The organism is Algoriphagus algorifonticola, from assembly GCF_007655305.1.
GTDB lineage: Bacteria > Bacteroidota > Bacteroidia > Cytophagales > Cyclobacteriaceae > Algoriphagus > Algoriphagus algorifonticola.
This window is the reverse complement of the sequence record NZ_VLOG01000066.1, coordinates 55,347-81,273: the sequence shown is the minus strand read 5'-3', so window position 1 is coordinate 81,273 and position 25,927 is coordinate 55,347. Positions and strand designations below refer to the sequence as shown.

Here is a 25,927-nt window from a genome sequence, read left to right as displayed (position 1 = left end):
TAATAGGTTTGTTATAATAGATAAAGCTTGAAAATAGGACTTGAGAGTCTATTCTTTTACTTCTAGTTCTCTTTAAAAACCAAGCATTTTGATGGCGGTGATTGCGGCTTCATCTCCTTTGTTTCCATGCTTTCCGCCTGCGCGATCCAAAGCCTGCTGTTGATTGTTTGGAGTTAAAACCCCAAAAATTACCGGCTTGTTATATTTCAATCCAACATTGGTAATTCCATGGGCAACTGCATCACAGATAAAGTCAAAATGCTTGGTTTCTCCCTGGATTACGCAACCTAAACAGATAACAGCATCTATACTTTCATCCTGAGCACACCATTGAGCTCCTAATGTCAGTTCAAAAGAGCCCGGCACATTTTTGCGAATGATATGCTCTTTCTTTGCTCCATGCTGTAGCAATGTTTGATAAGCGCCGGAATACAATGCTTCCGTCACATCTTCATTCCACTCCGAAACAATGATTGCAAATTTTTTGCTGCTGATATCCTGGATATTCTTGGAGCTATGCTCGCTTAGACTTTTTAATGATGTTGCCATCTGAGTTTAATTTTTGAAATGTGGTAAACAAAAAAAGAGTAAGATCCCGAGGACCTTACTCTTCTAATTGGTGCTAGTATTCAGCACTACTTAGCGGCAAGGCCTTCTAAGCGAGCTTTGTGTTTTCGTGCAGCAGCATACTCATAAGACTCGAAATATTTCTCTTCGATCTCTCCATAAGTTGCGATAGCTTCTTGAGTCTTTCCTGCTTCTTCATAGGCTACAGCCAATTTGAATAAATACTTAGGAGTAAAGTATTTATTTTCTTCGCTGCTTGCAGCTTTTTTGTAATTGGAAATAGCCTTATCTAAGTTACCTGTTTCCAAGTATGCATCCCCTAAAAGAGCATAAGCTTTAGACTGAACCAAGAAATCATCCGCAGAGAAATCTTCAAGATAATTGATTGCATCGGTGAAGTTTCTTTCAGAAAGGTAAATAGATCCGATGTAGAAATTAGCCAGATTGGCTGCATCAGTACGAGGATACTCTTCTACAATCTGAAGGAATCCAGGATTAATCCCGTCTCCATTCAAGGCAAACTCAATACTATCTTGCTCATAGAAATATACCGCTTGGAACATTTCTTCCTGAGCTTTCTCATTTTGGTTTGCATTATTGATCTGGAAGAAAAGAATTCCTCCGATCAAAATGATGGCAGCGATCAAAACGCCACCTAATATTTTGCTATTTTTCTTCAAAAAAGCTTCACCTCGACCAAGCGTTTCTGCTAAAACTTCTGGGTTTTCTAGCAATTCGTTTTGCTCTTCCTGTGCTTTTTTGGATAATTTCTTTGCCATGTTACTGATTTTTCAGGCGCAAATATACGTTTTTTATGAATTACACAAAGCCCAATAAAAAAGCCATGAATCCACCTAGTTTTCATGGCTTTTCGAGCTTTGGATATGAATTATTCCATTACAAAAGGATAGTCCTCCTGTACGTAGACATCTTTGAAAGCATCCTGACCATCAGGCCAAGGTGACTCTTCTGCAAATTTCACAGCTTCAGTCACTTGCTTTTTCACTTTTGCATTGATTTTTTCGATCTCTTCGTCGCTTAGGATATTGTTGTCCTTAATAGTCTTCAATACCTGCTCGATAGGATCTTTTTTCTTGTAGTCCTCTACCTCTTCTTTGGTTCTGTATTTCTGAGGATCGGACATGGAGTGTCCTTTGTATCTATAAGTTCTGAATTCCAACAAAGTTGGTCCATCACCTTTTCTGGCTCTTTCTGCTGCTTCAGCAACTGCTTCATGAATAGCTTCTACATTCATTCCATCAACCGGGAATGCAGGCATATCATAAGACTCTCCGATTTGGTATAGTTCGGTCACGTTAGAAGTACGGGCAACTGAAGTACCCATTGCATATCCGTTGTTTTCGATCACAAAGATCACCGGAGTCTTATAAAGCATGGCCAAGTTGAAGGCTTCGTGCACAGCACCCTGACGAACCGCTCCATCACCCATATGACAAATACAAAGGTTTTTGGTGCCTTTATATTTTTCAGCGAAGCCGATTCCTAGACCCATAGGTACCTGAGCACCTACGATCCCGTGACCTCCCATGAAATTTCTTTCCTTATCGAAAATGTGCATAGAACCCCCTTTACCTTTGGTTGTTCCTGTTGCTTTTCCATATAATTCTGCCATCACAGCGCCTGGATCTGTCCCTAAGCCTAATGGGTGTGCGTGATCTCTGTAAGCTGTGATCCACTTATCATCTTTCTCCAAAGCTGTGATAGCTCCGGCGGCGCAAGCCTCCTGACCTATGTAAAGGTGACAGAACCCGCGTATTTTTTGTTGACCATAAAGTTGTCCGGCTTTCTCCTCAAATCGTCTCATCAAGAGCATGCTCTCGTACCAGAACGTATAAGTTTCTTTCGAATATTTTACCTTTGACTTGGTCGCTGCAGTTTTCTTTGCCATATCGTAATGATCAAAATATGCTATTTTAGGCCCCAAATATAACCAACCTCTCCTAAAAATCAGGCTGCCGCCAAAATAATTACCCAAACAGATGTATCTAAAGTCCCTGGAACTCTTACAATTCAAAAATCATGAGAAGACCCGAATGGACTTTAGCACTCAAATTAATTGCTTTACTGGGCTAAATGGTAGTGGGAAAACCAATATACTAGACGGAATCCACTACCTATCGCTCACCAAAAGCGCAGTGCAATCCAGTGATACCTTGAATGTGCAGCATGACAAAGATTTTTTTGCGATCAAGGGTCAATTTGAACTGGATCAAAAACCGCTGGAGGTCAGATGTACGTTTGAGTTGGGAAAAAAGAAACAGATTTGGCAAAACGGAAAGGCTTTAGACAAAACTTCTGAGCATGTAGGGTTAATCCCATTGGTGCTGATTGCACCAGATGATACAGAATTGATCAAAGGGGGAAGTGAGGGTAGAAGAAAATTCTTTGATGGTTTATTATCCCAATTGGACAGAAATTATTTGAATCAACTGATCCGGTATCATCATTTCTTAAAACAGCGGAATGCCCTTTTGAAAAAGTTTGCTGAAACAGGAAGAAGAGATTTGACCTTATTGGGAAGTTACGATGAGGAGATGATTCGGTTAAGTCAGATTTTGGCTAAGCGTAGAGCAGAATTGATGGACGAGGTGGCTCCTATGCTTCAGGCCCATTACGCTGAAATTTCACAAGGACAAGAAAAGGTAACCATCATCTATGAAACCGAAGCGCTTCGAGAGGATTTTGCAAGCTACTTTCAAGGCATTCGGAAAAAAGATTTTATAACCAAGAATTCCAATGCAGGAATTCACAAGGATGATTACAATTTCCTGATCGGAGAGCATCCTATCCGAAAAATCGGAAGCCAAGGGCAACAGAAATCCTTTATTATTGCTCTGAAATTAGCCCAATTTCAAATTTTTGAAAGCGCTAAGGGGGAGAAGCCTCTACTCTTATTGGATGATATTTTTGACAAACTGGACGATACCCGAATTGCCCAAATGATGCAATTGATTTCCAAACATACCTTTGGGCAGATTTTTCTGACTGATGCAAGACCCGAACGCTCACAAGCAATTTTGACTGAGCTGGATTCGGAGGTGTTTTTCTTTGGGGTTGAAAATGGCCAAGTCAGTCAGTGAAACGAACTTAAAATGGAAAATTTTCTATATAATAATTAACTTTTTAAAGAGTCTTATTTTTTCATATTGATATATAACAATGAAAGAGATGACAATTACTGTAAACAAAAAAAATAAGGATGATTTAAAAAAGATTCTTAAAGAGAAAAAGGGTCAGTCCGGCAAGCTCCAAAAGCACTTTGGAAAGCTAAAAAGAAAATTGGATGGTCTTGATTATCAAACGGAAATAAGAGAAAATGAAGATTGATTTTTTGCAGACACCAATTTTTTAATCTATCTACTCGAAGGAAATAATATTTTGTCACTGAAGTTGAATTACTTGGATTTAAAGGAATATCCAAGCCAGAAGAATTAAAGATAAAGGCCCTAATCAATGATTGTTTTCTTACAGAATGGAATTTAAAAATTAAGGAATGGACCATTGACCTAAGGAAAAAGCATAACCTGCGGCTTCCAGACTCTATTATTGCCGCTTCATCCTTATCAATAGGAATACCGTTAATCACCGCAGACCAAGGATTTTCTAAGATAAAGGAATTAGATCTTATACTCTTAGAGGTTTAATTTTAATACCTGCAATGCAATTCAATGCACCTTTTTAGAAAGTAATTAAATACCAAAATCCCCAGGAAGAAATAAAAAAAGAGGCCGCCGCCTCTTTTCATTTATTTCCACAATTCAGCTGGATATTCTCCAGAATCATGCAATGATTTTAAGGCCTCGATGACTACGGGTTTATCTTCTGTGTAGGTCACTCCAAACCAAGTTTTACCTCCAGGCAAGATTTCAAAAGCAGCTTTACCCGACTGTATTAAATTATTTGCAACCGTTGGAATATAGAATTCCGACTTCAGGTTATCCCGATTTGCAGGTAGAAAATCCTTCCACATTTGCTCCACATCCGCAAAAACATCCGGATGAAAACCCCAGAAGTTCATGCTGACAGGAGTGTTTTCAGCAATTTCTAGCACCTCCCCTTCTCCTTTGCTGAGAATTTTTCCTCCTTCACGAGCGATTGAAGTGCGTTCGGTCATTCCTATCAATTGCCCTTTCTCATTCGTTTTGCAAACTCCCCGGCTTACAGTTCCATTTTCTGAAAGCACATTTTGAATGGCATATCCTACCATGGCATGTAAATCCGGACGGGCGTCTTTAGACAAAAACTTTCCGATCTCGTCGAAAGCTTCCTTTCCGTAAAAATCATCTGCATTGATCACAGCAAAGGGCTCCTTAACTGCATCCTTTGCACATAATACTGCATGTGCTGTTCCAAATGGCTTTACCCTATCCGCTTGTTTCAATTCCGAAGGCACAAAGCTATCCAAAGACTGTATAACCCAATCGACTTCAATTTTACCTTGAAGCTTCGGAAGAAACTTTTCTTTGGCAACATCCAAAATCTCTTGCCTCACGATAAATACGACTTTTCCGAATCCTGCCCGGATGGCATCAAAAATGGAATATTCTAAAATGGTTTCTCCATTAGGGCCGAAACCGTCAATCTGCTTATTCCCTCCATATCTACTGCCCATGCCAGCAGCTAATACTACTAAAGTTGGTTTTTGAGTCATTCCTCTGTGTATCTGTTAAAAACGTGTGCAAAATTAATTGAATTGCCCACTGCAACAAGTAAATGAAATTCTAAATTGGATCTTGACAGGTTTAAAAATCATCCAGAATTTTATTTTTAAACATATATTTTTTCAAATAAGGGCTAATAAACACCCCTAATTATCAAAATGAGAGGCAATTTTTTAAAAATCAAGATATTTTTTTAACCCATTTTTGATTTTCATGTAAAATTTAAAGTACTTTCATGCCGAATTCTCAACAAACCTTTAAACTCATTGAAAAAATGAAAAAAATAGAAGCAATTATCCGGACTTCACGCTTTGAGCAAATTCATGCCTGCATTTCCGGTTTGGGAGTGAAATTTCTCTCCTTCTATGAAATCAAGGGAATGGGCTTCGAACACGCCCGGCAGGAAATGTACCGCGGAGTCGCCTATGAACCCGCATACATTCCAAGAACGAAATTGGAAATCGTCACTACAGATGATCTGGTAGAATCAGTCATTCAATGCATTCTGAAAGAAGGTAAAACAGGAGAAATCGGAGACGGAAAAATCTTTGTTTTCGATGTATTGGAAGCTTACAGAATCAGAAATAACGATCAAGGCGAAAAAGCGCTTTAATAATCACCGAACCTATTCAAACCTATGCAAGAATTATTTACCGTCAACAACCTGTGGATGATGATGGCCACCATTTTGGTCTTCATCATGCACTTGGGCTTTGCCAGTCTGGAGGCCGGACTGACAAGAGCAAAAAATACCGTCAACATCCTATTTAAAAACACCATTATCCCTGCAATAGGGCTTTTAACCTATGCACTGGTTGGGTTTAACTTGATGTACCCGGGAGCAGGATTCGAAGGAGCTGTTTTTGGCTTCGCCGGTTTTGGTCTCGACCTTCCTGAAGGTTGGGATACTTCTAATTATAATGAAGGCTATACTTTCTTTACAGATTTTATCTTTCAGGCAATGTTTGCAGCCACAGCTGCTACGATAGTGTCCGGAGCTGTTGCTGAGCGCATCAAGCTTGGACCATTTATTTTCTTTTCTATTCTCTACGTGGCCATTTGCTATCCAATTGTGGGAATGTGGAAATGGGGAGGAGGATTTTTGAATACTTTGGATACTCCATTTTATGATTTTGCAGGATCTACGATTGTTCACTCAGTGGGTGGCTGGGGTGCCCTCATAGGAGCCTTCTTATTAGGTCCTAGAATCGGCAAATACACCGAAAGAGGAATGAGTGCTATTCCAGGTCATAATTTACCACTTGCAACCTTTGGTGTCTTCTTACTTTGGTTTGGCTGGTTTGGCTTCAACGGGGGATCCGTTTTGAGCGCAGACCCGGGAGCCGTTTCCAAAGTATTTGTGACTACTTCTATGGCTGCTGCTGCAGGAGCTTTTGGAGCTTTGCTTGTTTCCTACATCAAATTCAAATCCTATGATATCACCATGGTGCTCAACGGTATCCTGGCTGGACTAGTGGGAATCACCGCCGGGGCAGATCAAATGAGTTTGAATGAATCAGTCATCATCGGTTTTATAGGGGGTGGATTGGTAGTATTTGGCGTAGTCCTGTTTGATAAAATCAAAGTGGATGATCCCGTAGGTGCTATTTCTGTGCACTTGGTCGGCGGAATTTGGGGAACATTGGCTGTCGGAATCTTTGGGGATTTGGCAGGCTGGAATCAGTTTGTATCCCAACTAATCGGAGTAGGAGCAGTAGGATTTTTCTGTGTGCTTTTCGCAGGAATTATTTTCTATTCCATGAAAAAAACTATTGGAATTCGGGTAGATGAAAAAGAAGAAGTCGAAGGACTGGATATCAATGAGCATGGCATGAGAGCTTATCCCGATTTTGCCAGCAAAGATTAATTTCACTTTTAACCTGAATTATGCATTAGAATTCGTAGCGAGAGCTTAAAATGCAAGAAAATCAAGCACTTTGGAGATCGAAGCGTAGCACCGCTACGGTAAGATCGAAAAGTGAAGTGAAGCGATTGATTTTGAAGCATTTTGAGATCGAAGTAGATTTTATAATGCTTATTTCAGGTTTAACCACCAACCAAAAAAGAGCCCCGGTCAAAATGATCGGGGCTTGTTGTTTTTAGATGGCAGGTTGAAAATACCGATTTAGAATTGATTGGTGAACTTTACCAAACATCTCATAGCACCAGTTCTTAAATTCCTCGACTTCAGTTGGTAAAATAAGTCGAAGGCCCTTTCGCAGTTCCCTTTCAAACAAATAGGTTGAGAAGCTGACTTTTTGCAAAATGGTCTTCACATATTCTATCATAGTTTAAAGAGTTTAGGGTTTATTAACTGATTTTAAGTATCCATACGAAGGCTTTTCCTTCATTGTTACGTAAAATTAGGGTTCCAAAAATGGAATTATCCTTAATTTCGCAACTATGTCTAAAACGCTCATCATTTCCTTTTTGGTATTTTGCTGTACCTTTTTCTCTCAAAACCTTCTTGCGCAGGAAGTAGAGGTGGAATTAGGCCCAAACCAGATAGGACTGAATGAAACTTTCACCATTAAAATAAACGTAGCCAACGAAAAAATCAAGTCCTACGATCAATTCCCTGAAATTCCGGGCTTCCAAAAACAAGGAATTTCGCAATCATCCTCCATGAATGTGATCAACGGACAGGTGACTAGTTCCAATAGTATTATTCAGTATTATAAGCCTTCCAGAAAAGGTGAGTTTACTCTTCCCTCTTTCTCTATAACCATCAACGGAAAAGAGTTTGATTTCGCGGGCAAAACTATCTCCGTAACGGATCCTGTAAGTGCCCAAAACCTAGGGGGCAACAATTACGACCCTTTTGCAGAATTTTTTGGAAGGAATGCCGAAGAACCTGAATATATAGAGCTAGACGACGAGGCTTTTTTCTCTGTAACTGTAGATAAGGAGGAAATATATGCAGGTGAGGGCTTTTCTCTTACACTTGCATTCTATATGTCTGAAAATAATCAAGCTCCATTTAACTTTTATAAGCCAGGAGAGCAATTGGATGGAGTTTTGAAAAAAATCAAGCCTTCCAATGCCTGGGAAGAAAACTACAACATTTCCAATATCGAACCAGAGCAAATCACTATCAACAATAAGCGTTGGGTGAGGTACAAGGTATACGAGGCGACTTTTTTCCCTTTCTCTGAAGGAAAAATTCAGATTCCGAGTATCCCTTGGGAAATGATTAAATATAGAGTCGCAAAGAACCCTACTTTTTTTGGAGCTAATAGACAGGAAGACTTTAAGACCTTTTATTCTGCTCCAAAAACTATCACAGTGAAACCTTTGCCTCCACATCCCTTGAGAAATGAGGTGGCAGTTGGTCAATATCAATTACGGGAGAACATTACTGAACTGCAAGTAGAAACCGGAGAAGGCTTCAATTACAATTTTGGAATCAGCGGCGTAGGAAACATTAACGCTATTTCAGAGCCTCGAAGAATTTCGGGAGGTAATCTCAATACCTACGACCCGAATGTGAGACAACAAATCAATCGGGGATACGGAAGAGTTTCGGGTATCAAGGAGTTTACCTATTACATCACCATCAATGAAGCTTCTGAGGTAGATCTAGCCAAGCATTTTGAATGGATCTATTTTGATCCTGCAAGAGCAGTATATGATACGCTCAGACCTTCAGCAAAGATTAAAGTGGTGGGAGAGAGCAAAGTAAACCAAGCCATCTCCAGTCAAAGACTAGGAGGAATTTATGATAGAATTGGGAGTGAAGACAACCAATTTTTAAACGAGCGATATAAATACTATTTTACGACCGCAATCAACCTGCTCTTATTGGCTTCAGTGGTCTTTTTGGCGGTTATAATTATTCGAAAGAAGTAATGGGGAATTCATTTGGAAAGCTCTTCAAAATCACCACATTCGGTGAATCCCATGGAGTAGCTTTAGGAGTAACTATAGAGGGTTGTCCTGCAGGCTTAAAAATCGATGAAGATTTCATTCGGGCTGAAATGCAACGCAGAAAACCGGGCCAATCAAAAATTACCACACAAAGAAAAGAAGAAGACGAGATAGAAATCCTTTCCGGAATTTTTGAAGGACAAACTACCGGAACTCCGATTGGAATTGTCATTCGTAATGCCGACCAAAAGAGTAAGGACTATTCTCATATCTCAGATAAATTTCGCCCTTCACACGCAGATTATACCTATTTTGAAAAATACGGGCTTCGGGATTACCGGGGTGGAGGCCGTAGTTCGGCAAGAGAAACCGCCGCCCGAGTTGCTGGTGGAGCCATAGCCAAACAGCTATTAGCAACAAAAGGAATTTCTGTCCAAGCCTTTGTATCTCAGGTTGGAGATCTTGCTTTGAAGAAACCTTATCAAGAATTGGATCTTCACAAAGCTGAGGAAAATATTGTGAGATGTCCAGACCCTGAAACTGCTGATCAAATGATCGAATTGATCGATTCAGTTAGGAAGGACCGTGATACTATTGGCGGTATTGTCAGCTGTGTGATTAAAAATACTCCAGCTGGATTGGGAGAACCGGTATTTGATCGATTACATGCAGAGCTCGGAAAAGCTATGCTTAGTATCAATGCTGTGAAAGGATTTGAGTTTGGCTCCGGTTTCGAAGGGGTAAAAATGAGAGGCTCCCAGCACAATGATGCAATTGTAAAAGAAGGCGATCAAATCAAAACCTTAACCAACCACTCAGGCGGAATTCAAGGCGGAATTTCAAACGGAGAGGACATTTATTTTAAAGTAGCCTTCAAACCCGTGGCCACAATTATGCAAGATCAGGATTCCATCAATGAGGCTGGTGAAAAAGTAACCGTTTCAGGAAAAGGACGCCATGATCCTTGTGTAGTGCCTAGAGCCGTACCAATCGTGGAAGCAATGGCCGCTTTGGTCATAGCTGATTACCTTTTATTGTCAAAAACCAATAAACTTCGAGATCTTTAAACCCAGCCTCATGAGGAAGAAAATACCTTTACATACAAAAATTATTATTGGTTTGGTTTTAGGCTTGGTTTTCGGTCTAGTAGTGATCAAAACTAACCTACCTAATTCTTTCACCATTGATTACATCAAACCAGTAGGCACTATTTTCATCAATGCGCTCAAAATGATCGCGGTGCCTTTAGTCTTGGCCTCCTTGATTGTGGGTGTTTCCAATTTAGGAGACATTTCTAAACTCAGCAGAATTGGTGGAAAAACCATAGGAACATATTTGGTCACAACCGTGATCGCTATCAGTATTGGTTTGATTTTGGTAAACATTTTCAAACCGGGAAAAAGTCTTCCGGTAGAGACTAGAGAAAGCTTAATGCAGCTTTATGAGGGAGATGCCGGCTCCAAAGTAGGTGTCGCAGCCGAATTACAACAACAAAGCCCTTTGCAGCCTTTTGTAGATATTGTCCCACAAAACTTTTTTTTGGCGACTACAGACAATGGAGCGATGCTTCAGGTGGTATTCTTCGCCATCATTGTAGGTATTTCATTGCTCCAAATCCCCAAAGAAAAAGGAAATCCTGTCATCGCCTTCTTCGATGGCTTTAATGATGTCATTATCCAAATCGTGAATTACATCATGATGATTGCACCTTATGGCGTTTTTGCTTTGATGGCATCCCTAATTGTTGAAATCGCTGGAGATAATCCGGATTCAGCCATAGAGTTACTATTAGCCCTATTGAAATATAGCCTAGTGGTCGTTGGAGGATTGCTGTTGATGATCATGGTCATTTATCCTTTGATCTTGATGGCCTTTACCAAGGTCAAATATTTGGATTTCTTCAAAGCTATCAGACCTGCCCAATTATTGGCTTTTTCTACGAGTTCCAGTTCTGCTACCCTTCCTGTGACTATGAAGCAGGTTGAGGAAGAAATCGGAGTTTCAGAGGAAGTATCCAGCTTTGTTCTACCTCTAGGCGCTACAGTAAACATGGACGGAACCAGCCTATACCAAGGGGTTGCGGCAGTATTTATCGCCCAGGCTTTAGGGATGGATTTATCTTTGACTCAACAGCTGATGATTGTATTGACAGCAACCTTAGCTTCTATTGGTTCGGCAGGTGTGCCTGGCGCAGGTTTGATTATGTTGATCATCGTATTGGAATCTATCGGTGTTCCGGCTGCAGGTATCGCCTTGATCATCGCACCGGATAGAATTTTGGACATGTTCCGAACTGTAGTCAATGTTACCGGAGATGCTACCGTCTGTACCATTGTAGCAAGTACCGAAGGTGAATTGCCAGATGGATTGATAAGAAAAAGTAATCCTTTGACTCCTAACGAATAAAGGATTTGAGAGTACAAACTAAAGGCCAGAGCGGATAAGCTTTGGCCTTTTGTCTTTTCTGAGAAAATCCGACGTTTTCAGGAACTTATGCCTTATTTTTGCGCTTGAAAAAGCAAAAATTACCCTATGCGCCAATCCTGGTGGAAAATCCTGGCCATTGCCCTGCTCATTTATACCTTAACGGCAGGTTTACTGATGGACGTTCCAAGACTTCCAATTCTGAATGAAACTATCCGTGCATTGCATTTTCATGTGACGATGTGGTTTGGGATGATTCTTATGCTGATGGTATCTGTGTATTACAGTATCAAATACCTCCGAAGCAATGATTTGAATCACGATGACATGGCGATTGAATTCACCAATGCAGCCATTCTTTTCGGAGTACTGGGAATTGTTACGGGTATGCTTTGGGCAAAATTTACATGGGGAGATTACTGGAGCGGTGATCCCAAGCAAAACGCCTCTGCAATAGGCCTTTTGATGTATTTTGCCTATTTAATTCTGAGAAACTCCCTAACTGATATGCAGCAAAGAGCAAGAATAGGTGCCATTTACAACATCTTTGCTTTTGCAGCATTTATTCCACTCATCTTTGTACTGCCAAGATTAACCGATAGCCTGCATCCTGGAAACGGTGGAAACCCTGGCTTTAATGCCTATGATCTTGACTCCAAATTGAGAATGGTGTTCTATCCAGCCATTATTGGATGGACGCTTTTGGGTGCTTGGATAGCAACAGTCCGCGTGAGAATGCGTAGAGTGGAAAGAACTTTGGAAGATAAAATGATTAATTCCTGATAGATGAAATCGAGCACGACGAGAACGACACACACTGGCATGCCCCGATGTATCGGGGAATCTATGCGACCTGCCTGCCGCAGGCAGGGATTCCATAGCTTGCCCCGACTATTCGGGGTGACCTTTGAGAAACAAATTATAAACACATGAAAAAATTACTAACAATATTCTTCCTGGTTTTGAGCCTATCCGTCATGGCACAGGAAAAAATCCCTGTGACAGAATCGGATTATTCCAATAATTCCGTAGAAATGGCTGATCAGCTTAGAGCTGATGGAAAAATCTACGTGCTGGTTGGGATAATTGGGATCATTTTCGCAGGAATTACTGTTTATCTAATCAGTACGGAAAGAAAGATCAGTAAACTGGAAAAAAGCATTTCCACCAAATAAGTCAAATTATGAAAAAAGGACATATCATCGGAATCGGCATCATCGCAATAGCCATTGTGATTATCATGACTTCAATAGGAGATGCGAGCAGCTATGAAACTTTCAATACTGCTTTGGAGATGAAGCAGGATGGAAATGACAAAGCTATCCACGTAGTTGGCCAATTGAAAAAGAACCCATCCGGTGAGGTAGAGGGACTTCAAGTGAGAGATGACAAAACATCCTTTACCTTTATTTTGGTGGACAATGATGGAACAGAACAAGAAGTGTTCTATAATGAGCCAGTGCCTGCTGATTTCACGAGATCAGAATCAGTGGTAGTGATTGGCTCTTACAAGAATGATGAGATATTTATCGCAGATAAAATCCTGATGAAGTGTCCTTCCAAGTATCAGGAAACAGAAGTGCAGGCGGCGGGAATGTGAGGCAGAAAGCAATAGATCCAAAAATTCATGATTAACACCTTTATCGGCAACTTAGGCCATTTGATGACTATCGTGGCCTTTGTTAGTTCATTGGTTACGGCATTTGCCTATTACAAGTATTTTTCAGCAAATGAGATTGAAAAAGCTAGTTGGCAAAAATTCAGTCGAATCAGCTTTTATGTACATGCTGTAGCCAGTGTTCTGGTTGCATTTTCACTTTTTGAAATAATCTACAATCATAGATTCGAATATTTCTACGCCTACTCTCACTCCAGCAAAGCGCTTCCAGTTCACTACATGATCTCCAGTTTTTGGGAAGGTCAAGAAGGTGCTTTTATCCTTTGGATTTTCTGGAATGTGGTCCTTGGGCTATTTTTAATCCATACCAACAAGAAATGGGAAGCTCCAGTAATGATTGTATTCTCTCTGGTTCAGGCCTTCTTGGTATCCATGATTTTGGGAGTTGTAATCGGAGATTTAAAACTGGGAAGTTCTCCTTTTATACTATTAAGAGACGCTACGCAGGCACCAATATTTGAGGTGAATCCGGACTTTATACCGGAAGATGGCACTGGGCTTAATCCTTTGTTGCAAAATATCTGGATGGTCATTCACCCACCAACACTATTCCTGGGATATGCCTCGACTTTAGTTCCATTTGCATTTCTGATTGGAGGGTTGGTAACCAAAAGATATTCTGAATGGATTCGTCCAGCTCTGCCTTGGGCAATTTTCTCTGCCATGGTCTTGGGAATGGGAATCATCATGGGAGCCTATTGGGCCTATGTAACATTGAATTTTGGCGGGTATTGGAATTGGGATCCTGTTGAAAATGCAGTATATGTACCATGGTTGATCTTGGTGGCCTCCATTCACACTATGATCACCTTTAAGAAAAGTGCGACCGCCCTGAAAACTTCCATAGTCTTGGTCATTCTTTCCTTCATCTTGGTCCTATATGCAACTTTCTTGGTAAGGTCAGGCGTCTTAGGAGATGCCTCTGTTCACTCCTTTACTGACTTGGGTTTATCCGGTCAGCTATTGATCTATCTGCTTTTCTTCTTATTCATTTCAGTATTCCTAGCCATTCGTGCATGGAAGCATATTCCTACCTCTGAAAAGGAAGCATCCGTTTATTCCCGTGAATTTTGGGTTTTTATAGGCGCTACTACCTTAGGCTTGATGGGCTTCCAAGTAATCCTTCCTACATCCATTCCTGCATGGAATGCCTTGGTGGAAAGCTTTGGAGGGATTTCTAATATGGCGCCCCCTGCAGACCAGGTAGAATTCTATACTAAATTCCAGCTGTGGTTTGGAGTGGCCATCGCATTGCTAACGGCAGTCGGCCAGTTTTTCTGGTGGCAAAAAATGGATAAAAAAGCGTTGAAAGACGCTCTTTTGACACCCTATATAATTTCGGTAGTCATAGCTGCATTGGTAATCGTACTGGCCAAAGTGTATGATTGGAAATATATGATAATCGTAGTGGCTGGAACATTTACCGTTGTAGCCAATGCTGTGATTTTATCCAGAATTTTGAAAAATTCAACCTTCAAATTGGCGGGTGGATCTTTAGCTCACATAGGCTTAGGAATGATCCTGATTGGCATCATGTTTAGCTCAGGTTACTCAGATACCATCTCCATCAATATGTCTGGGCTAACCTATAGCAATAGCTGGGAGGATGAGTTGAATAAAGAGCATGTGTTGCTTTGGATCAACAAACCAACCCAGATGAAAGACTACACAGTAATCTACCGGGGACGTCAGAAAAAAGTCGTGGGTATTCCTGAATATGTGCCTGCAAAGATTCTGGAATCAACCGGGAATGTGAATGAAGCTATTGCTCTGGAAGATTATAAAGATTTCATCAAGAAAGGCGATAAAGTAAATCTGGTTTTAGAAGAAAATGACTACTTCAAGATAGACTACTATCAAAATGAAGTTTTAAAATTCTCCCTAAGCCCCATGTCCCAATTCAATCAAAACATGGGAGGTTTGATTTCTTCTCCAGACTCTAAAATTTACTTCGATCGTGACTTGTATACCTACGTGGCCGCAATGAATGACTACGAAGATCCGGAGTGGAAAGATGATCAGTTTCATGAGGTTTCTCCAGGTGAACAGTTCCACATTGCTGATTATGTGACCTATTTCGACGGAGCAGAGGTATTAAATCAAATCGAGGGATATACGCTTCAGGAAGGTGATGTAGCTGTGAAAGCCAAGCTTCGGGTTTTGGATTATGATGTGGAGAAAAAACTAGAACCAACATTTATCATCCGAAACAATCAAGTGGGTAAACTACCGGTGGTGGACAATGAATTAGGTATCAAAGTGACTTTGGATAATATTCTCCCAGAACAAAATAAATTTGTTTTCAAGGTCAATCAATATCAAAAAGACTACGTGGTCATGAAGGCAATTGTAAAGCCTTACATCAATGTACTTTGGATTGGCTCCATTATCATGCTGATCGGATTCACCGTCGCCATATTTAGACGATTCGACGAGTTCAAAAAAATGCGAGATAAAGGAATGGAATAAAAGCCATTACCACACATACAAAAAGGAGCTTAGCAGCTCCTTTTTTATTTTATCAGAGGCCTAAAATAAGCTATATTCATCTTCTCAATTAATCTTTTATAAAAACCTATTAGCTAACGGACGGCATCAATGAAAATAAGCAAGAAGGACTTTGACCAGATGAAGAAAAAGTATGACGATGAAATCCGAAAGGGCGGAAAAGGTCAGGGTCCAAGTAGAAATGTAGATAATCAAACCAATTGGATTTTTTTTGACAGAAAGACGATTGAAGAGCTCTTACAAAAAACAGATCCTGACAAAGGCGGTATCAGAATTTATTTTACAGAATACACTGAGGAAACAGCCCAACAACTTTATCCCAATAATCCGCAGGATTATGTAGGAAGACTAAATCTTGTCATTTCTCCCGCAAACGAAGAGGGAACTACTTTAACCTATGCAGGTGAGGAAGAGGAATACTATAACCGAGGTACAAGCTGTCCTCCAAAATGTGAATAGTAAAGGTGGTATTTGATAAATTCTGGGAATTAATCATTAATAACTATTATCTAATAGCCATCATTATTCTGGGGTTGGCAGGGATAATATTGTTCGCTTTTTTGCCATCTGGAAAAAAGAAAATCCCGCATTTTTATCTCCCCTTTTCTATTTTGGTTTTAGTGGTCTTTTATGAATTATTAGCTACCTATATGGTAGCTAACAGAGTACTTCACGAGAAAATCCACTATTTATTAACTTCAGATACTTTTAAAGGATGGAATACCTGGGTTTTTAATGTTTTCAATTATCAGCTTTCAAAAATTCTGTTTTTACTGCTGATCCGGGAAAATCTCAATAATAAAACCAGGAAAACCTGGGTACTTTATTTGATAGGAATTTTAATCATTGGTAGCCTTGGATTAACTTTTTCAGAAATCGAAAAAATACACGAACCCCAACCGGTTATTTACTTCTTGGGCAATATCTTTTTGATAATTGCCAGTGGATTATTTTTTATAGATTTAATTTCGGAAGATTATTTTTTGTCGTTAAATCCAGTTGAATTCCTGCCATTTTGGTACATCACCCTTATTTTATTTCAGTCTGTCCTAACTTTATTATCAGATGTGGCATTTGAGTATTTGGCTTTCAATCAAGTAGAAATTTATTATTTGTTTAACTACACTTCTATGATTTTGTACTTTTTGATGTCAATTGCCTTTATAATGCTGTTTTCTTTGGGCAGAAACACACTTTTAAAAAACACAGAAATATAATGGGCGGAGAAGATACCCAAATTCTATTTATTTTATTCTCAGGAGTTTTTCTGGCTGCTGTCATGGCCACTTTCGTAGTGGCTATGGTAATTCTACATAGGCAACGTCAAGTTCAGAATAAACAAAAAGTGGAGCAGCTCAAGGTGGAGTTTGAAAAAACTATGTTGAATATAGAGAATGAAATTCAACAGGAAACACTCAACCATATCGGTAGGGAACTACATGACAATATTGGTCAATTGCTTTCACTTTCTAAGCTTTATTTAGGCTCATCCAAACCCGAAAGACAGGCAGAAGGGAAAGAATTGATTTCAAAAATTATCACTGAGGTCAGAAGCCTTTCTAAGTCTTTGAATTTGGACTGGGTAGAGAATTTAAAACTGGAGGAGTTTATTCAGGAACAATTGGTTAAAATTGAGGCATCAGGATATTGCAAGACTAGATTTATTGCAAATAATCTCCACTGGGAGCCTGGCAAAGAACAAAAAATGATCTTGATCCGGGTGATTCAGGAATGCCTCAACAATGCTATCAAACACGCTTCTCCTGAAACTATTACCATAACTCTTGATTCCTCGGGCACCGAAAAATTCATCCAGATCAAAGATGATGGGAAAGGCTTTGATACAAGTATTGCTTCAACCGGCAGTGGAATGACCAATTTAAAAAAGCGGATGGAAACTATAGGAGGAAAATTCCATCTTCATTCTATCCCAGGAAAAGGCACCGAAATAAAACTCCTTTTGCCAGTTTAATATTTTAGGTTTAATTTCGGTTTCACCCTGATTACAATGATTCGTATAGCTATAGCCGACGACCATACTTTATTTGCCAAAGGAATTGAAGGCCTTCTTGAGGAACATGAAGACCTAGAAGTACTTGGGCTTTTTAGCAATGGAAAAGAACTGGTGGACTTTTTAGAAATCAGCGAAGTCGACGTAGTGCTTACCGATCTCAACATGCCTATTCTGAATGGCTTTGGGGTGCTTTCAGCAGTAAAAAATGGTAATTCTCAAACCAAGGTGGTCGTACTTTCCATGTACGATGAAGAGAAAATCTATAGAGAATCGCTAGAAAAGGGGGCTGACGGATTTGTTCTGAAGGATGCTGACCCAGATGAACTCGTCTTCACCATTCGGGAAGTCCATGAAGGAAGGCATGTATTAAACTTTGAGCGAGTAATCGAGCAAGCTCGTCCCAATGCATTTTTTGACTCCTTTAGAGATAAATACCGCTTATCCAGAAGGGAAATTGAAATAATCAAATTAATCAAAGAGGGTCTGACCAATAAGGATATTGCAGAAGAATTAGGTCTAAGCCAAAGCACTGTAGAGACACACAGAAAGAATATCCACAATAAACTTGGAGTAAGTTCCAGGGTTGAATTGGTCAATAAAGCCCACGAAATGAACCTGTGATGAAATTATTCTCCCCTATACGTACTGCAATTGTAGGATTCGGCTCCGTTGCTGAAAAAATGCATGCACCACTCATTGATGTATCCCCAGATTTAGATTTGGCAGCTGTAGTGGAGAGAAATTCCAACCGCTGTGAGCAAAAATATCCTAAGGTTCAAACCTACAGGAGCTTGGAATCATTGCTGGAACAGGATGGAGCAGACCTAATTGTCATTACTACTCCCAATGAGTTTCACTTTCCCATGGCCAAAATGGCCTTAAATGCCGGAAAGCACGTAGTGGTTGATAAGCCTGTTACGATCTATCCGCATGAGGCGGAAGAACTTCAGCAACTTGCAAAAGATAAAAATCTAATCTGCTCAGTATTTCATAACCGTAGGTTTGACGGAGATTTCCTGACGCTTCAAGAAATATTAAAGCAAGATTTATTGGGTAGAATTGTCTATTTAGAATCTCATTTTGATCGGTTCAGACCTCAAGTTTCTGAAAACTGGAGGGAAAAAGAAGTTCCTGGAAATGGAATCACCTACGATTTAGGCTCGCATTTAATTGACCAAGTGGTCCTCGCTTTTGGAGCGCCAAAAAGTATTTTTGCCGATATCAGAAAACAAAGAACTCATGCTGTTGCAGATGACTATTTTGATATCACATTAGACTATGAAGATAAAAAAGCCCGAGTGACCGCAGGAGTCTTAGTCAATGCGCCCACTCCCAAATTTCTTTTATTGGGAGAAAGGGGCTCTTATAAAAAATTCGGATTGGATGTTCAAGAAGCTGCATTCAAAGCAAACATTCGCCCAGAAGGAAAAGACTGGGGGGTGGAACCAGAAGAACGGTGGGGAAAACTGTATCTCGAAAATGAGAGTAAAGCCTATCCAACTTTGAAGGGGGACTATAGAATTTTTTATCAAAATGTGGCTGACGCGATTTTGATTGGAAAAGAACTTTTGGTCCAAGTCCCTCAAACCATCAGCGTCCTAAAGCTGATCGAAGCTTCCTTTAAAAGTTCAAAAGAAAACAGACCTATTCGAAGAGAGGAAGGACTCTGGTAAGATCACTTGCGCTTTATTCAATAGTAAATTACCGATTCTTCTCTTTATCATATTGAAAATCAAAAAGGTAATTTCCCCAAATCCACGTTCCCGCCGGAAAGAATAATACCTACTTTTTTGCCTGCAAATTTTTCCTTGTTGGCCAATAATGCAGCTAGAGGTACTGCACATGAAGGTTCTATTACGATTTTCATGCGCTCATAAATCATCCTCATTGCTTCGATAATCTGTGGATCAGTGGCTAGGAAAATATCCTTTACATATTTCTTGATCAACTCAAAATTCAATACCCCTACTGAGGTCAAAAGGCCGTCAGCAATGGTATTCGGTTTGGTTTGAGGGATGATATGTCCTGCTTTTAAGGATCTGTAAGCATCATCTGCTCCACTGGGCTCAGCTCCATAAATGATTATTTCCTCATCCCAATGATGAGTTAAAAGAGCTGTGCCACCCAACAAGCCGCCTCCTCCAACCGGTGCCATGATGATTTCCAAATCCGGCTGATCCTCTAAAAACTCCAAAGCACAGGTCGCCTGTCCTTCAATAACATCCATAAAATCATAAGGTGGAATGAAAGTCGCTCCTGTCTCTTGAACCACCTTCTTCAAAGTTGTTTCTCTTGCTTGGAGATTTGGCTCGCACTCAATTATCTCACCTCCATAGCCTTTAACCGCCTTTTTTTTGATTTCGGGAGCATTGGAGGGCATTACTATATAGGCTGGAATACCCGCCACTTTTGCTGCACGGGCCAAAGCTGCTGCATGATTCCCGCTACTGTGTGTAGCAACTCCCTTGGATTTTTGCTCTGGTTTTAATTTCAATACGGCATTGGCAGCTCCTCTTGCTTTGAAAGCCCCCACTTTCTGAAAATTCTCGCATTTGAAATAAATCTCACATCCTGCAATTTCATTGATGGCAGTGGAAGTTAATATAGGCGTACGATGGACAAAATTTTTGATTTTGACCAAGGCATGGCGGATATCGTTGAGGGTAGGAAACTCTTGCTCTTTCATACTTGAAAATTAGGAACCTTCAACCAAAAATCAGGATTTTGAGAGGATTATTTTTAGGTGAATCCAAAATCTGCTTTCTTCGGATATGAATTGGAAAGCATATGATTTTTTCCCTGTAATGGGAACAGCCCTAAACAGAGATAATACACTTCCTCTGGACTTTAGTCCAGCTAATACCTTTCTGGAAAATGTGAACCTAAGCGACACTTCGGAGTTTGATCAATTTGTATTTGAACAACTCAAAGGAAAAGGAAAGCAGTTTGGAATAGGCGGATATATGGAACACCGCGCCATCTATCGAAGATCAGAAGTATTCGCCACCGATGAAGCTGATTTCAGAAATATCCACTTGGGGATTGATGTATGGACTGAGTCGGGAGCACCTGTTTATGCGCCCTACACAGGGAAAATCCACAGCTTCCAGGATAATGCGGGTTTTGGAAATTACGGTCCAACAATCATATTAGAGCATGACTTGGATGGTACGCGGCTTTTCAGTTTATATGGCCATTTGGCAATAACAGATTTAAAAGGCCTACAAAAAGGTCAAGAAATACAAAAAGGAGAGGCATTCTGCCATGTGGGTCCTTATCCTGAAAATGGGGATTGGCCTCCCCATTTACATTTCCAACTGATGTGGGATATGATGGGAAATCAGGGTGACTTTCCCGGTGTAGCATCGAAAAAAGATTTAGCACACTATCAAAGGATTTGTCCTGACCCGAATTTCATTCTTCAATTTGAGTAAACTCAAAGGTTAGCCAAAGTCATTAATCTTAGGCCTTCCAATGTCAGATTTTTGTCAATTGTATCAAACTCTTGTTCCAATGAGGTCAGAATTTCTGCTAGACCTCCGGTTGCAACTACCTTGAAATCCAATTGAGCCTCTTTTCGAATGGTTTCTAGCATTCCTTTGACTAATCCTGTGTATCCGTAGAGAATTCCAGCCTGAATGGCATGAACCGTATTTTTCCCAATGGCTGATTCGGGAAGTTTTAACTCCACATCCGGCAATTTGGAAGTATTCATAAATAAAGCCTTGATGGCTGTACGTAGTCCTGGAACAATATCTACCCCCATTATTTCTCCGGATTCATCCAAAATTGTAAAAGTTAGAGCCGTACCAAAATCCACAACAATACAGGCATTTTTAAATTTATACCAAGCGGCAAGCCCATTGCACATCAAGTCAGTACCCATTTCCTGAGGTCTTTTGGTCTTGATCGGTAGCTTGGAATAGCTGTTTGGAGAAATCAAATAAGGCTCTAGGCCAAAGTAATTTTTACAGAAATCAATGAGAATTTGATTGATCTCTGGTACTACAGAGCTCATGCCTATTTGCTGAATTGTGTCAGGAGTCAAGTTGTGCTCCAAAAAATAGACAGGGACTTTTTTCCCCAATTGGGAAATTAATTTGGAAGTCTTGGTTTCCAACCTAAAATGATTGGTCCATTTTCCCGTTTTTTCATCAAAAAGCGCAAAAACCACATTGGAATTGCCGGCATCAATGGCTAGAAACATGCTTTATTCAGGTTTTGACTAATTTAGGCTTTCAATTAAGGAAAATCCAAAAACAGAAAACAAATATGTACTCACTAAGAGAAGGAAAAGTAGCCGATCTTCCAAGGGTTTTAGAACTCATTAAAGAATTGGCGCTTTATGAAAAAGCTCCGGAACAGGTCACCAACACTTTGGAAATGATGGAAAATGATGGCTTTGGACCCAATCCGATTTATGGCCTCTTTGTCTGTGAAAAGGAAGAATCCAGTGAAATTATAGGAATTGCTATTTATTATTATCGCTACAGTACCTGGAAAGGGAAGCGTCTTTACCTGGAAGATATTGTAGTAACTGAATCTGAGAGAGGAAATGGTGCCGGGAAAATGCTTTTTGACAGAGTAATGGAAAAGTGCCTGGAATCAAATTGTACCGGAATGATGTGGCAGGTATTAGACTGGAACGAGCCAGCGATTAATTTTTACAAAAAATATGGCGCTTACCTGGAAGCCGGATGGATCAATGCCCATCTTCAGGATTCCGAAATCAAACAGTTATTGGCATAAAAAAAGGCCGGGATCAATCCCGGCCAATTTTTTATGATTTAAAGCTATAATTAGGAGCTTCTCTAGTCACACTCACATCATGCGGGTGGGACTCTTTTACTCCAGCTGCGGTGATCTTCACAAACTTCCCGTCTCGCTGTAGGTCTTCAATGGTTTTTGTACCACAATATCCCATTCCTGCCTGCAAGCCTCCTACTAATTGATATAAGACTTCAGAAACCAAGCCTTTGTAAGGTACGCGACCTACGATTCCTTCCGGAACCAGCTTTTTAATATTATCTTCTGCATCCTGGAAATATCTGTCCTTGGAGCCTGACTCCATAGCTTCCAATGAACCCATTCCACGATAAGACTTGAACTTTCTTCCTTCAAAAATGATCATTTCGCCTGGTGCTTCTTCTGTCCCGGCCAATAATGAACCGATCATGATAGAGCTACCTCCAGCTGCAACCGCTTTAACCAAGTCCCCGGAATATCTTATACCACCATCAGCAATTACAGGAACACCCTTGTCTTTCAATGCTTGCGCACATTCATAAACGGCCGAAAGTTGTGGAACTCCAACTCCTGCAATCACCCGGGTAGTACAAATTGAACCTGGACCCACCCCAACTTTCACGGCATCTGCACCAGCATCTGCAAGTGCAAGAGCCGCTTCAGGAGTTGCAATATTTCCAACAATCACTTCTAAATCAGGGAATGCTGTTTTAATCTTTTTGCAGGTTTCAATCACACCCTTGGAATGTCCATGAGCTGTATCGATGGATACTACGTCAACTCCGGCAGCTTTCAATGCCTCCACTCTTTCAACAATGTCTGCAGTAACACCTACAGCAGCACCTACTCTCAAGCGTCCATACTCGTCTTTACAAGCATTTGGCTTATCCTTTCTTTTCAGGATATCCTTGTAAGTGATCAGGCCGGTAAGTTTGTCTTCCTCATCAACGATTGGAAGCTTTTCGATTTTATATTCTTGAAGGATTTCCTCTGCCTGCTCCAAAGAGACGCCTGCTTTGGCTGTGATCAGATTATCAATGGTCATGATTTCCCGGATCGGTCTGTTCGGATCTTTGATAAATCTTAAATCACGGTTGGTAATGATCCCTTTTAATACGCGATCTTCATCGACAACAGGAATACCTCCAATGTGAAATTCACGCATGATATTTTCAGCGTCCCTCACTTTTGCATCGATATGAAGCGTGATAGGATCCAAGATCATACCTGCCTGAGAACGCTTCACCTTTCTCACTTGAGCGGCTTGCTTCTCAATAGACATGTTTTTATGAATGAAGCCTAAACCTCCTTCCAAAGCGATAGCAATGGCGAGTTCGGCCTCAGTCACTGTGTCCATAGCAGCAGAGACAAGAGGAATGTTTAATCTGATTTTTTTGGTGAGTTGGGTAGAAGTGTTGGTCTCGCGAGGAAGAACTTCTGAATACCCTGGGACTAAGAGCACGTCATCGTAAGTGAGTGCTTCGAAGAGAAATTTATCGGAGTTTCGATTCATAGCAAATATCGGTTGTAGGTAACCCTATTTGCCCGTCAAAGATACAAACAAAACTTTTGTCTGAATAACCTTGAGAAAAAAATCTTTTGAAATCTCAGGTTTCTTAAGTCTTTTTTAGAATTTTCTTGAAGAAAGTAGGCTTTTCAGGCTTTACAGAAAGCTTTCTCTAGCATCAATGCTTCCCGAATTTCTTTAGTTCAAATCATTGAAATAGATATTTACTCCGGAAGTAAGACTTCATAGGAATTCCCTCTTCTGACATTTAGGTCTCGATCTCTAAGCCATGGATTGTAGAGCTTTAACTCTTTGTAGGAAGAGCCTTGTTGTTTGGCCCACTCTGCGAGATTTTTAATATCATCAGATACAGTGATGGATTTTAATTTAGGATTGGTATAGTAATCTTCCCTCCTCAATCCGAATCCATATTTCTTGGGGTTTTCAAAGATGACTTTAAAGGCAAGAATTCTGAAAATGTATCTACTCGTTTCATCATTGAGCAATAGGTCGTAATAACCTTCCTGTAATTGCTCGTTCTGACGGCGGGAAAGACCACTTTGTCCCATGTTATAGCTTGCTGCCACGGCGGTCCAATTCCCAAATTTCTGATGGGCTTTATTCAAGTATTTCGCTGCTGCAACAGTTGATTTTTGCCAATGATAGCGCTCATCCACATCTCTGCTTACCTCCAAGCCATACTCTTTAGCGGTATCTTCCATGAATTGCCAGAATCCTTTAGCTCCTGCAGAAGAGGTAGCATTCATCAACGCAGATTCTGCTATTGCGAGGTATTTGAAATCATCAGGAATCCCATTTTCTTTCAATATTTGGCTGATTTCATCCAGGTATTTTCCTGATCTCTTCATCAACAATACCATATTGGATTGCCAATAGGCATTGACATAAATTTCCCTCTCCAACCTTTCATACACATCCTGGATTTCTAAAGGAACTTTCTCACCTGCAAAACTCAATTCCTTGGGTATTTCAAAGATTCGCACAGAGTCTGCCGGTAAGGTTGGCAGACTCATCGGAATCAAAGCTTCTTCTGTGTCTTGTGGAACTGAGCCATCCGTACTTTTCCAGATAACAGCTATTCCAATCAGACAGGTGAACAATAATCCATAGATGATAATAAGGTGGTAGCTCTTCATTAAAAGTTGGGACTCAATAGATACTTGCTGTAGAAATCATCAATTACGCGGACTGCTTCAGTAGCATCTTCCACTACTGAAAAAAGGTCCAAATCCTCTTCATTGATATACTTATGACTCAAAAGAGTTTTTTTGATCCAGTCTACCAGTCCTTCCCAATAATCTTTTCCGACAAGTACGATAGGGAAGCGTCCAATTTTATTTGTTTGAATTAAGGTAAGGGCTTCGAAAAGCTCATCCATGGTTCCAAATCCTCCCGGTAGAACCACAAATCCTTGTGAATACCGAATAAACATTACTTTTCTCACAAAAAAGTAATCAAAGGTGATCAGCTTATCCCGGTCAATGTAAATGTTGTTAAATTGCTCGAAAGGCAAAACAATGTTCAAACCCACTGATTTACCTCCTTCAGAATGGGCTCCTTTATTACCAGCTTCCATGATACCCGGGCCACCTCCTGTGATCACCCCGTATCCATGGCGTACCAGTTTGGCAGCAATGTCCTCTGCCATTTTGTAGTGGCTATGATCTCTTGGAGTCCTTGCCGAACCAAAAATTGACACGCAAGGTCCTATTTTGGCAAGCTTTTCAAAGCCCTCCACAAATTCAGACATTACTTTAAAAATTGCCCAAGAATCCGCGCTTTTGATCTCGCTCCAATCGCGTTCTTTAAATGCTTTTCTGATTTTATCTTCTTGCTGCTTATCCTCTAGATTGCTCATAACATATTTACTTTTAGTAAGAAAACGATGACACACCGAAATAGTCGGCCAAAAC

At 40.3% G+C, this 25,927-nt stretch carries 28 protein-coding genes; 19 read left to right on the top strand and 9 right to left on the bottom strand.

Annotation, left to right across the window (positions count from 1 at the left end; all coding sequences use genetic code 11):
* Positions 1-72: 72 nt before the first annotated feature.
* From ribH to pdhA, 3 genes are all read right to left on the bottom strand, one after another.
* Complete coding sequence (gene ribH / locus FL972_RS19170) at positions 73-549, bottom strand: 6,7-dimethyl-8-ribityllumazine synthase (protein ID WP_144607580.1); 477 nt, start codon at positions 547-549, stop codon at positions 73-75.
* An 86-nt stretch (positions 550-635) separates the two neighbouring features.
* Positions 636-1,346: a tetratricopeptide repeat protein gene (locus FL972_RS19165; protein WP_091653125.1), complete on the bottom strand. Its 711-nt coding sequence runs from the start codon at positions 1,344-1,346 to the stop codon at positions 636-638.
* Between the two features lie 110 nt (positions 1,347-1,456).
* On the bottom strand, positions 1,457-2,476 hold the full coding sequence (gene pdhA / locus FL972_RS19160) for a pyruvate dehydrogenase (acetyl-transferring) E1 component subunit alpha (RefSeq protein WP_091653128.1): 1,020 nt from the start codon (positions 2,474-2,476) through the stop codon (positions 1,457-1,459).
* A 91-nt stretch (positions 2,477-2,567) separates the two neighbouring features.
* On the opposite strand from pdhA, the gene recF reads away from it, so the two are divergent.
* The 3 genes from recF to FL972_RS19755 all read left to right on the top strand — a co-directional run bounded on the left by recF (position 2,568) and on the right by FL972_RS19755 (position 4,232).
* Complete coding sequence (gene recF, locus FL972_RS19155; protein WP_144607579.1) at positions 2,568-3,668, top strand: DNA replication/repair protein RecF; 1,101 nt, start codon at positions 2,568-2,570, stop codon at positions 3,666-3,668.
* Positions 3,669-3,747: 79 nt separating this feature from the next.
* Positions 3,748-3,915, top strand: a complete 168-nt coding sequence (locus FL972_RS19495) for a hypothetical protein (RefSeq protein WP_186300155.1) — start codon at positions 3,748-3,750, stop codon at positions 3,913-3,915.
* Between the two features lie 86 nt (positions 3,916-4,001).
* Entirely contained in the window at positions 4,002-4,232 is a 231-nt protein-coding gene (locus FL972_RS19755) for a PIN domain-containing protein (protein ID WP_222116055.1), read from the top strand.
* A gap of 101 nt (positions 4,233-4,333) precedes the next feature.
* Here the strand turns inward: FL972_RS19755 and FL972_RS19145 are convergent, their stop codons facing one another.
* Positions 4,334-5,239, bottom strand: coding sequence for a nucleotidyltransferase family protein (locus FL972_RS19145; protein WP_144607578.1), 906 nt, complete (start codon positions 5,237-5,239; stop codon positions 4,334-4,336).
* Positions 5,240-5,523: 284 nt separating this feature from the next.
* Here FL972_RS19145 and FL972_RS19140 point away from each other — a divergent pair, with 284 nt between their 5' ends.
* The 14 genes from FL972_RS19140 (at position 5,524) to FL972_RS19070 (ending at position 19,413) form a co-directional block, all read left to right on the top strand.
* The gene (locus tag FL972_RS19140) at positions 5,524-5,862 is read left to right on the top strand and encodes a P-II family nitrogen regulator (RefSeq protein WP_091653723.1); all 339 of its coding nucleotides are present in this window, start codon (positions 5,524-5,526) and stop codon (positions 5,860-5,862) included.
* Positions 5,863-5,886: 24 nt separating this feature from the next.
* On the top strand, positions 5,887-7,116 hold the full coding sequence (locus FL972_RS19135; RefSeq protein ID WP_144607577.1) for an ammonium transporter: 1,230 nt from the start codon (positions 5,887-5,889) through the stop codon (positions 7,114-7,116).
* A 536-nt stretch (positions 7,117-7,652) separates the two neighbouring features.
* Positions 7,653-9,098, top strand: coding sequence for a BatD family protein (locus FL972_RS19125; protein ID WP_144607576.1), 1,446 nt, complete (start codon positions 7,653-7,655; stop codon positions 9,096-9,098).
* A complete protein-coding gene (gene aroC / locus FL972_RS19120; protein WP_144607575.1) occupies positions 9,098-10,183 on the top strand; it encodes a chorismate synthase in 1,086 nt (361 codons plus the stop codon). Before FL972_RS19125 ends, aroC begins: the two co-directional genes overlap by 1 nt.
* 10 nt (positions 10,184-10,193) lie before the next feature.
* Positions 10,194-11,522 carry a dicarboxylate/amino acid:cation symporter gene (locus tag FL972_RS19115; protein WP_144607574.1) on the top strand — a complete coding sequence of 443 codons (1,329 nt, stop codon included), beginning with the start codon at positions 10,194-10,196 and terminating at the stop codon, positions 11,520-11,522.
* A gap of 126 nt (positions 11,523-11,648) precedes the next feature.
* Positions 11,649-12,323 carry a cytochrome c biogenesis protein CcsA gene (gene ccsA / locus FL972_RS19110; RefSeq protein ID WP_091653152.1) on the top strand — a complete coding sequence of 225 codons (675 nt, stop codon included), beginning with the start codon at positions 11,649-11,651 and terminating at the stop codon, positions 12,321-12,323.
* 146 nt (positions 12,324-12,469) lie between these two features.
* A complete protein-coding gene (locus FL972_RS19105) occupies positions 12,470-12,715 on the top strand; it encodes a CcmD family protein (RefSeq protein ID WP_175557875.1) in 246 nt (81 codons plus the stop codon).
* 8 nt (positions 12,716-12,723) lie between these two features.
* A complete protein-coding gene (locus tag FL972_RS19100) occupies positions 12,724-13,140 on the top strand; it encodes a cytochrome c maturation protein CcmE domain-containing protein (RefSeq protein WP_091653155.1) in 417 nt (138 codons plus the stop codon).
* Between the two features lie 27 nt (positions 13,141-13,167).
* Entirely contained in the window at positions 13,168-15,687 is a 2,520-nt protein-coding gene (gene ccsA, locus FL972_RS19095) for a cytochrome c biogenesis protein CcsA (protein WP_144607573.1), read from the top strand.
* Between the two features lie 129 nt (positions 15,688-15,816).
* Positions 15,817-16,185 (top strand): molecular chaperone DnaK, encoded by a 369-nt coding sequence (locus tag FL972_RS19090; protein ID WP_144607572.1) that lies wholly within the window; start codon positions 15,817-15,819, stop codon positions 16,183-16,185.
* A 5-nt stretch (positions 16,186-16,190) separates the two neighbouring features.
* The gene (locus FL972_RS19085) at positions 16,191-16,943 is read left to right on the top strand and encodes a hypothetical protein (RefSeq protein ID WP_144607571.1); all 753 of its coding nucleotides are present in this window, start codon (positions 16,191-16,193) and stop codon (positions 16,941-16,943) included.
* Positions 16,943-17,698, top strand: a complete 756-nt coding sequence (locus tag FL972_RS19080) for a sensor histidine kinase (RefSeq protein ID WP_144607570.1) — start codon at positions 16,943-16,945, stop codon at positions 17,696-17,698. The genes FL972_RS19085 and FL972_RS19080 overlap by 1 nt, the downstream gene beginning before the upstream one ends.
* A 36-nt stretch (positions 17,699-17,734) precedes the next feature.
* Positions 17,735-18,361 carry a response regulator gene (locus tag FL972_RS19075; RefSeq protein WP_144607569.1) on the top strand — a complete coding sequence of 209 codons (627 nt, stop codon included), beginning with the start codon at positions 17,735-17,737 and terminating at the stop codon, positions 18,359-18,361.
* A complete protein-coding gene (locus FL972_RS19070) occupies positions 18,361-19,413 on the top strand; it encodes an oxidoreductase (RefSeq protein ID WP_144607568.1) in 1,053 nt (350 codons plus the stop codon). Before FL972_RS19075 ends, FL972_RS19070 begins: the two co-directional genes overlap by 1 nt.
* Before the next feature lie 59 nt (positions 19,414-19,472).
* Here FL972_RS19070 and FL972_RS19065 read toward each other — a convergent pair whose 3' ends face one another.
* Positions 19,473-20,426, bottom strand: coding sequence for a pyridoxal-phosphate dependent enzyme (locus tag FL972_RS19065; RefSeq protein ID WP_144607567.1), 954 nt, complete (start codon positions 20,424-20,426; stop codon positions 19,473-19,475).
* 85 nt (positions 20,427-20,511) lie between these two features.
* Between FL972_RS19065 and FL972_RS19060 the strand changes: the two genes are divergently transcribed.
* Positions 20,512-21,174, top strand: a complete 663-nt coding sequence (locus FL972_RS19060; protein ID WP_144607566.1) for a peptidoglycan DD-metalloendopeptidase family protein — start codon at positions 20,512-20,514, stop codon at positions 21,172-21,174.
* Positions 21,175-21,176: 2 nt separating this feature from the next.
* Here FL972_RS19060 and FL972_RS19055 read toward each other — a convergent pair whose 3' ends face one another.
* Positions 21,177-21,947, bottom strand: a complete 771-nt coding sequence (locus FL972_RS19055; protein ID WP_144607565.1) for a type III pantothenate kinase — start codon at positions 21,945-21,947, stop codon at positions 21,177-21,179.
* A gap of 65 nt (positions 21,948-22,012) precedes the next feature.
* Here FL972_RS19055 and FL972_RS19050 point away from each other — a divergent pair, with 65 nt between their 5' ends.
* The gene (locus FL972_RS19050) at positions 22,013-22,489 is read left to right on the top strand and encodes a GNAT family N-acetyltransferase (protein ID WP_144607564.1); all 477 of its coding nucleotides are present in this window, start codon (positions 22,013-22,015) and stop codon (positions 22,487-22,489) included.
* Positions 22,490-22,520: 31 nt separating this feature from the next.
* On the opposite strand, the gene guaB is transcribed toward FL972_RS19050, so the two are convergent.
* The 3 genes from guaB to FL972_RS19035 form a co-directional block, all read right to left on the bottom strand.
* Complete coding sequence (guaB, locus tag FL972_RS19045; protein WP_091653184.1) at positions 22,521-23,999, bottom strand: IMP dehydrogenase; 1,479 nt, start codon at positions 23,997-23,999, stop codon at positions 22,521-22,523.
* A 218-nt stretch (positions 24,000-24,217) separates the two neighbouring features.
* On the bottom strand, positions 24,218-25,150 hold the full coding sequence (locus FL972_RS19040; protein WP_144607563.1) for a lytic transglycosylase domain-containing protein: 933 nt from the start codon (positions 25,148-25,150) through the stop codon (positions 24,218-24,220).
* The gene (locus FL972_RS19035) at positions 25,150-25,872 is read right to left on the bottom strand and encodes an LOG family protein (protein ID WP_091653188.1); all 723 of its coding nucleotides are present in this window, start codon (positions 25,870-25,872) and stop codon (positions 25,150-25,152) included. The genes FL972_RS19040 and FL972_RS19035 overlap by 1 nt, the downstream gene beginning before the upstream one ends.
* Positions 25,873-25,927: the final 55 nt, after the last annotated feature.

Coding starts and splice junctions, on each gene's coding strand:
- FL972_RS19070 (WP_144607568.1), top strand. CDS start 18,361: ATGAAATTATTCTCCCCTATACGTACTGCAATTGTAGGATTCGGCTCC.
- FL972_RS19050 (WP_144607564.1), top strand. CDS start 22,013: ATGTACTCACTAAGAGAAGGAAAAGTAGCCGATCTTCCAAGGGTTTTA.
- aroC (WP_144607575.1), top strand. CDS start 9,098: ATGGGGAATTCATTTGGAAAGCTCTTCAAAATCACCACATTCGGTGAA.
- FL972_RS19040 (WP_144607563.1), bottom strand. CDS start 25,150: ATGAAGAGCTACCACCTTATTATCATCTATGGATTATTGTTCACCTGT.
- pdhA (WP_091653128.1), bottom strand. CDS start 2,476: ATGGCAAAGAAAACTGCAGCGACCAAGTCAAAGGTAAAATATTCGAAA.
- FL972_RS19145 (WP_144607578.1), bottom strand. CDS start 5,239: ATGACTCAAAAACCAACTTTAGTAGTATTAGCTGCTGGCATGGGCAGT.
- FL972_RS19060 (WP_144607566.1), top strand. CDS start 20,512: ATGAATTGGAAAGCATATGATTTTTTCCCTGTAATGGGAACAGCCCTA.
- FL972_RS19055 (WP_144607565.1), bottom strand. CDS start 21,947: ATGTTTCTAGCCATTGATGCCGGCAATTCCAATGTGGTTTTTGCGCTT.
- FL972_RS19115 (WP_144607574.1), top strand. CDS start 10,194: ATGAGGAAGAAAATACCTTTACATACAAAAATTATTATTGGTTTGGTT.
- FL972_RS19125 (WP_144607576.1), top strand. CDS start 7,653: ATGTCTAAAACGCTCATCATTTCCTTTTTGGTATTTTGCTGTACCTTT.
- ribH (WP_144607580.1), bottom strand. CDS start 549: ATGGCAACATCATTAAAAAGTCTAAGCGAGCATAGCTCCAAGAATATC.
- FL972_RS19165 (WP_091653125.1), bottom strand. CDS start 1,346: ATGGCAAAGAAATTATCCAAAAAAGCACAGGAAGAGCAAAACGAATTG.
- FL972_RS19080 (WP_144607570.1), top strand. CDS start 16,943: ATGGGCGGAGAAGATACCCAAATTCTATTTATTTTATTCTCAGGAGTT.
- FL972_RS19100 (WP_091653155.1), top strand. CDS start 12,724: ATGAAAAAAGGACATATCATCGGAATCGGCATCATCGCAATAGCCATT.
- FL972_RS19105 (WP_175557875.1), top strand. CDS start 12,470: ATGAAAAAATTACTAACAATATTCTTCCTGGTTTTGAGCCTATCCGTC.
- recF (WP_144607579.1), top strand. CDS start 2,568: ATGTATCTAAAGTCCCTGGAACTCTTACAATTCAAAAATCATGAGAAG.
- FL972_RS19140 (WP_091653723.1), top strand. CDS start 5,524: ATGAAAAAAATAGAAGCAATTATCCGGACTTCACGCTTTGAGCAAATT.
- ccsA (WP_144607573.1), top strand. CDS start 13,168: ATGATTAACACCTTTATCGGCAACTTAGGCCATTTGATGACTATCGTG.
- FL972_RS19065 (WP_144607567.1), bottom strand. CDS start 20,426: ATGAAAGAGCAAGAGTTTCCTACCCTCAACGATATCCGCCATGCCTTG.
- guaB (WP_091653184.1), bottom strand. CDS start 23,999: ATGAATCGAAACTCCGATAAATTTCTCTTCGAAGCACTCACTTACGAT.
- ccsA (WP_091653152.1), top strand. CDS start 11,649: ATGCGCCAATCCTGGTGGAAAATCCTGGCCATTGCCCTGCTCATTTAT.
- FL972_RS19135 (WP_144607577.1), top strand. CDS start 5,887: ATGCAAGAATTATTTACCGTCAACAACCTGTGGATGATGATGGCCACC.
- FL972_RS19090 (WP_144607572.1), top strand. CDS start 15,817: ATGAAAATAAGCAAGAAGGACTTTGACCAGATGAAGAAAAAGTATGAC.
- FL972_RS19075 (WP_144607569.1), top strand. CDS start 17,735: ATGATTCGTATAGCTATAGCCGACGACCATACTTTATTTGCCAAAGGA.
- FL972_RS19495 (WP_186300155.1), top strand. CDS start 3,748: ATGAAAGAGATGACAATTACTGTAAACAAAAAAAATAAGGATGATTTA.
- FL972_RS19035 (WP_091653188.1), bottom strand. CDS start 25,872: ATGAGCAATCTAGAGGATAAGCAGCAAGAAGATAAAATCAGAAAAGCA.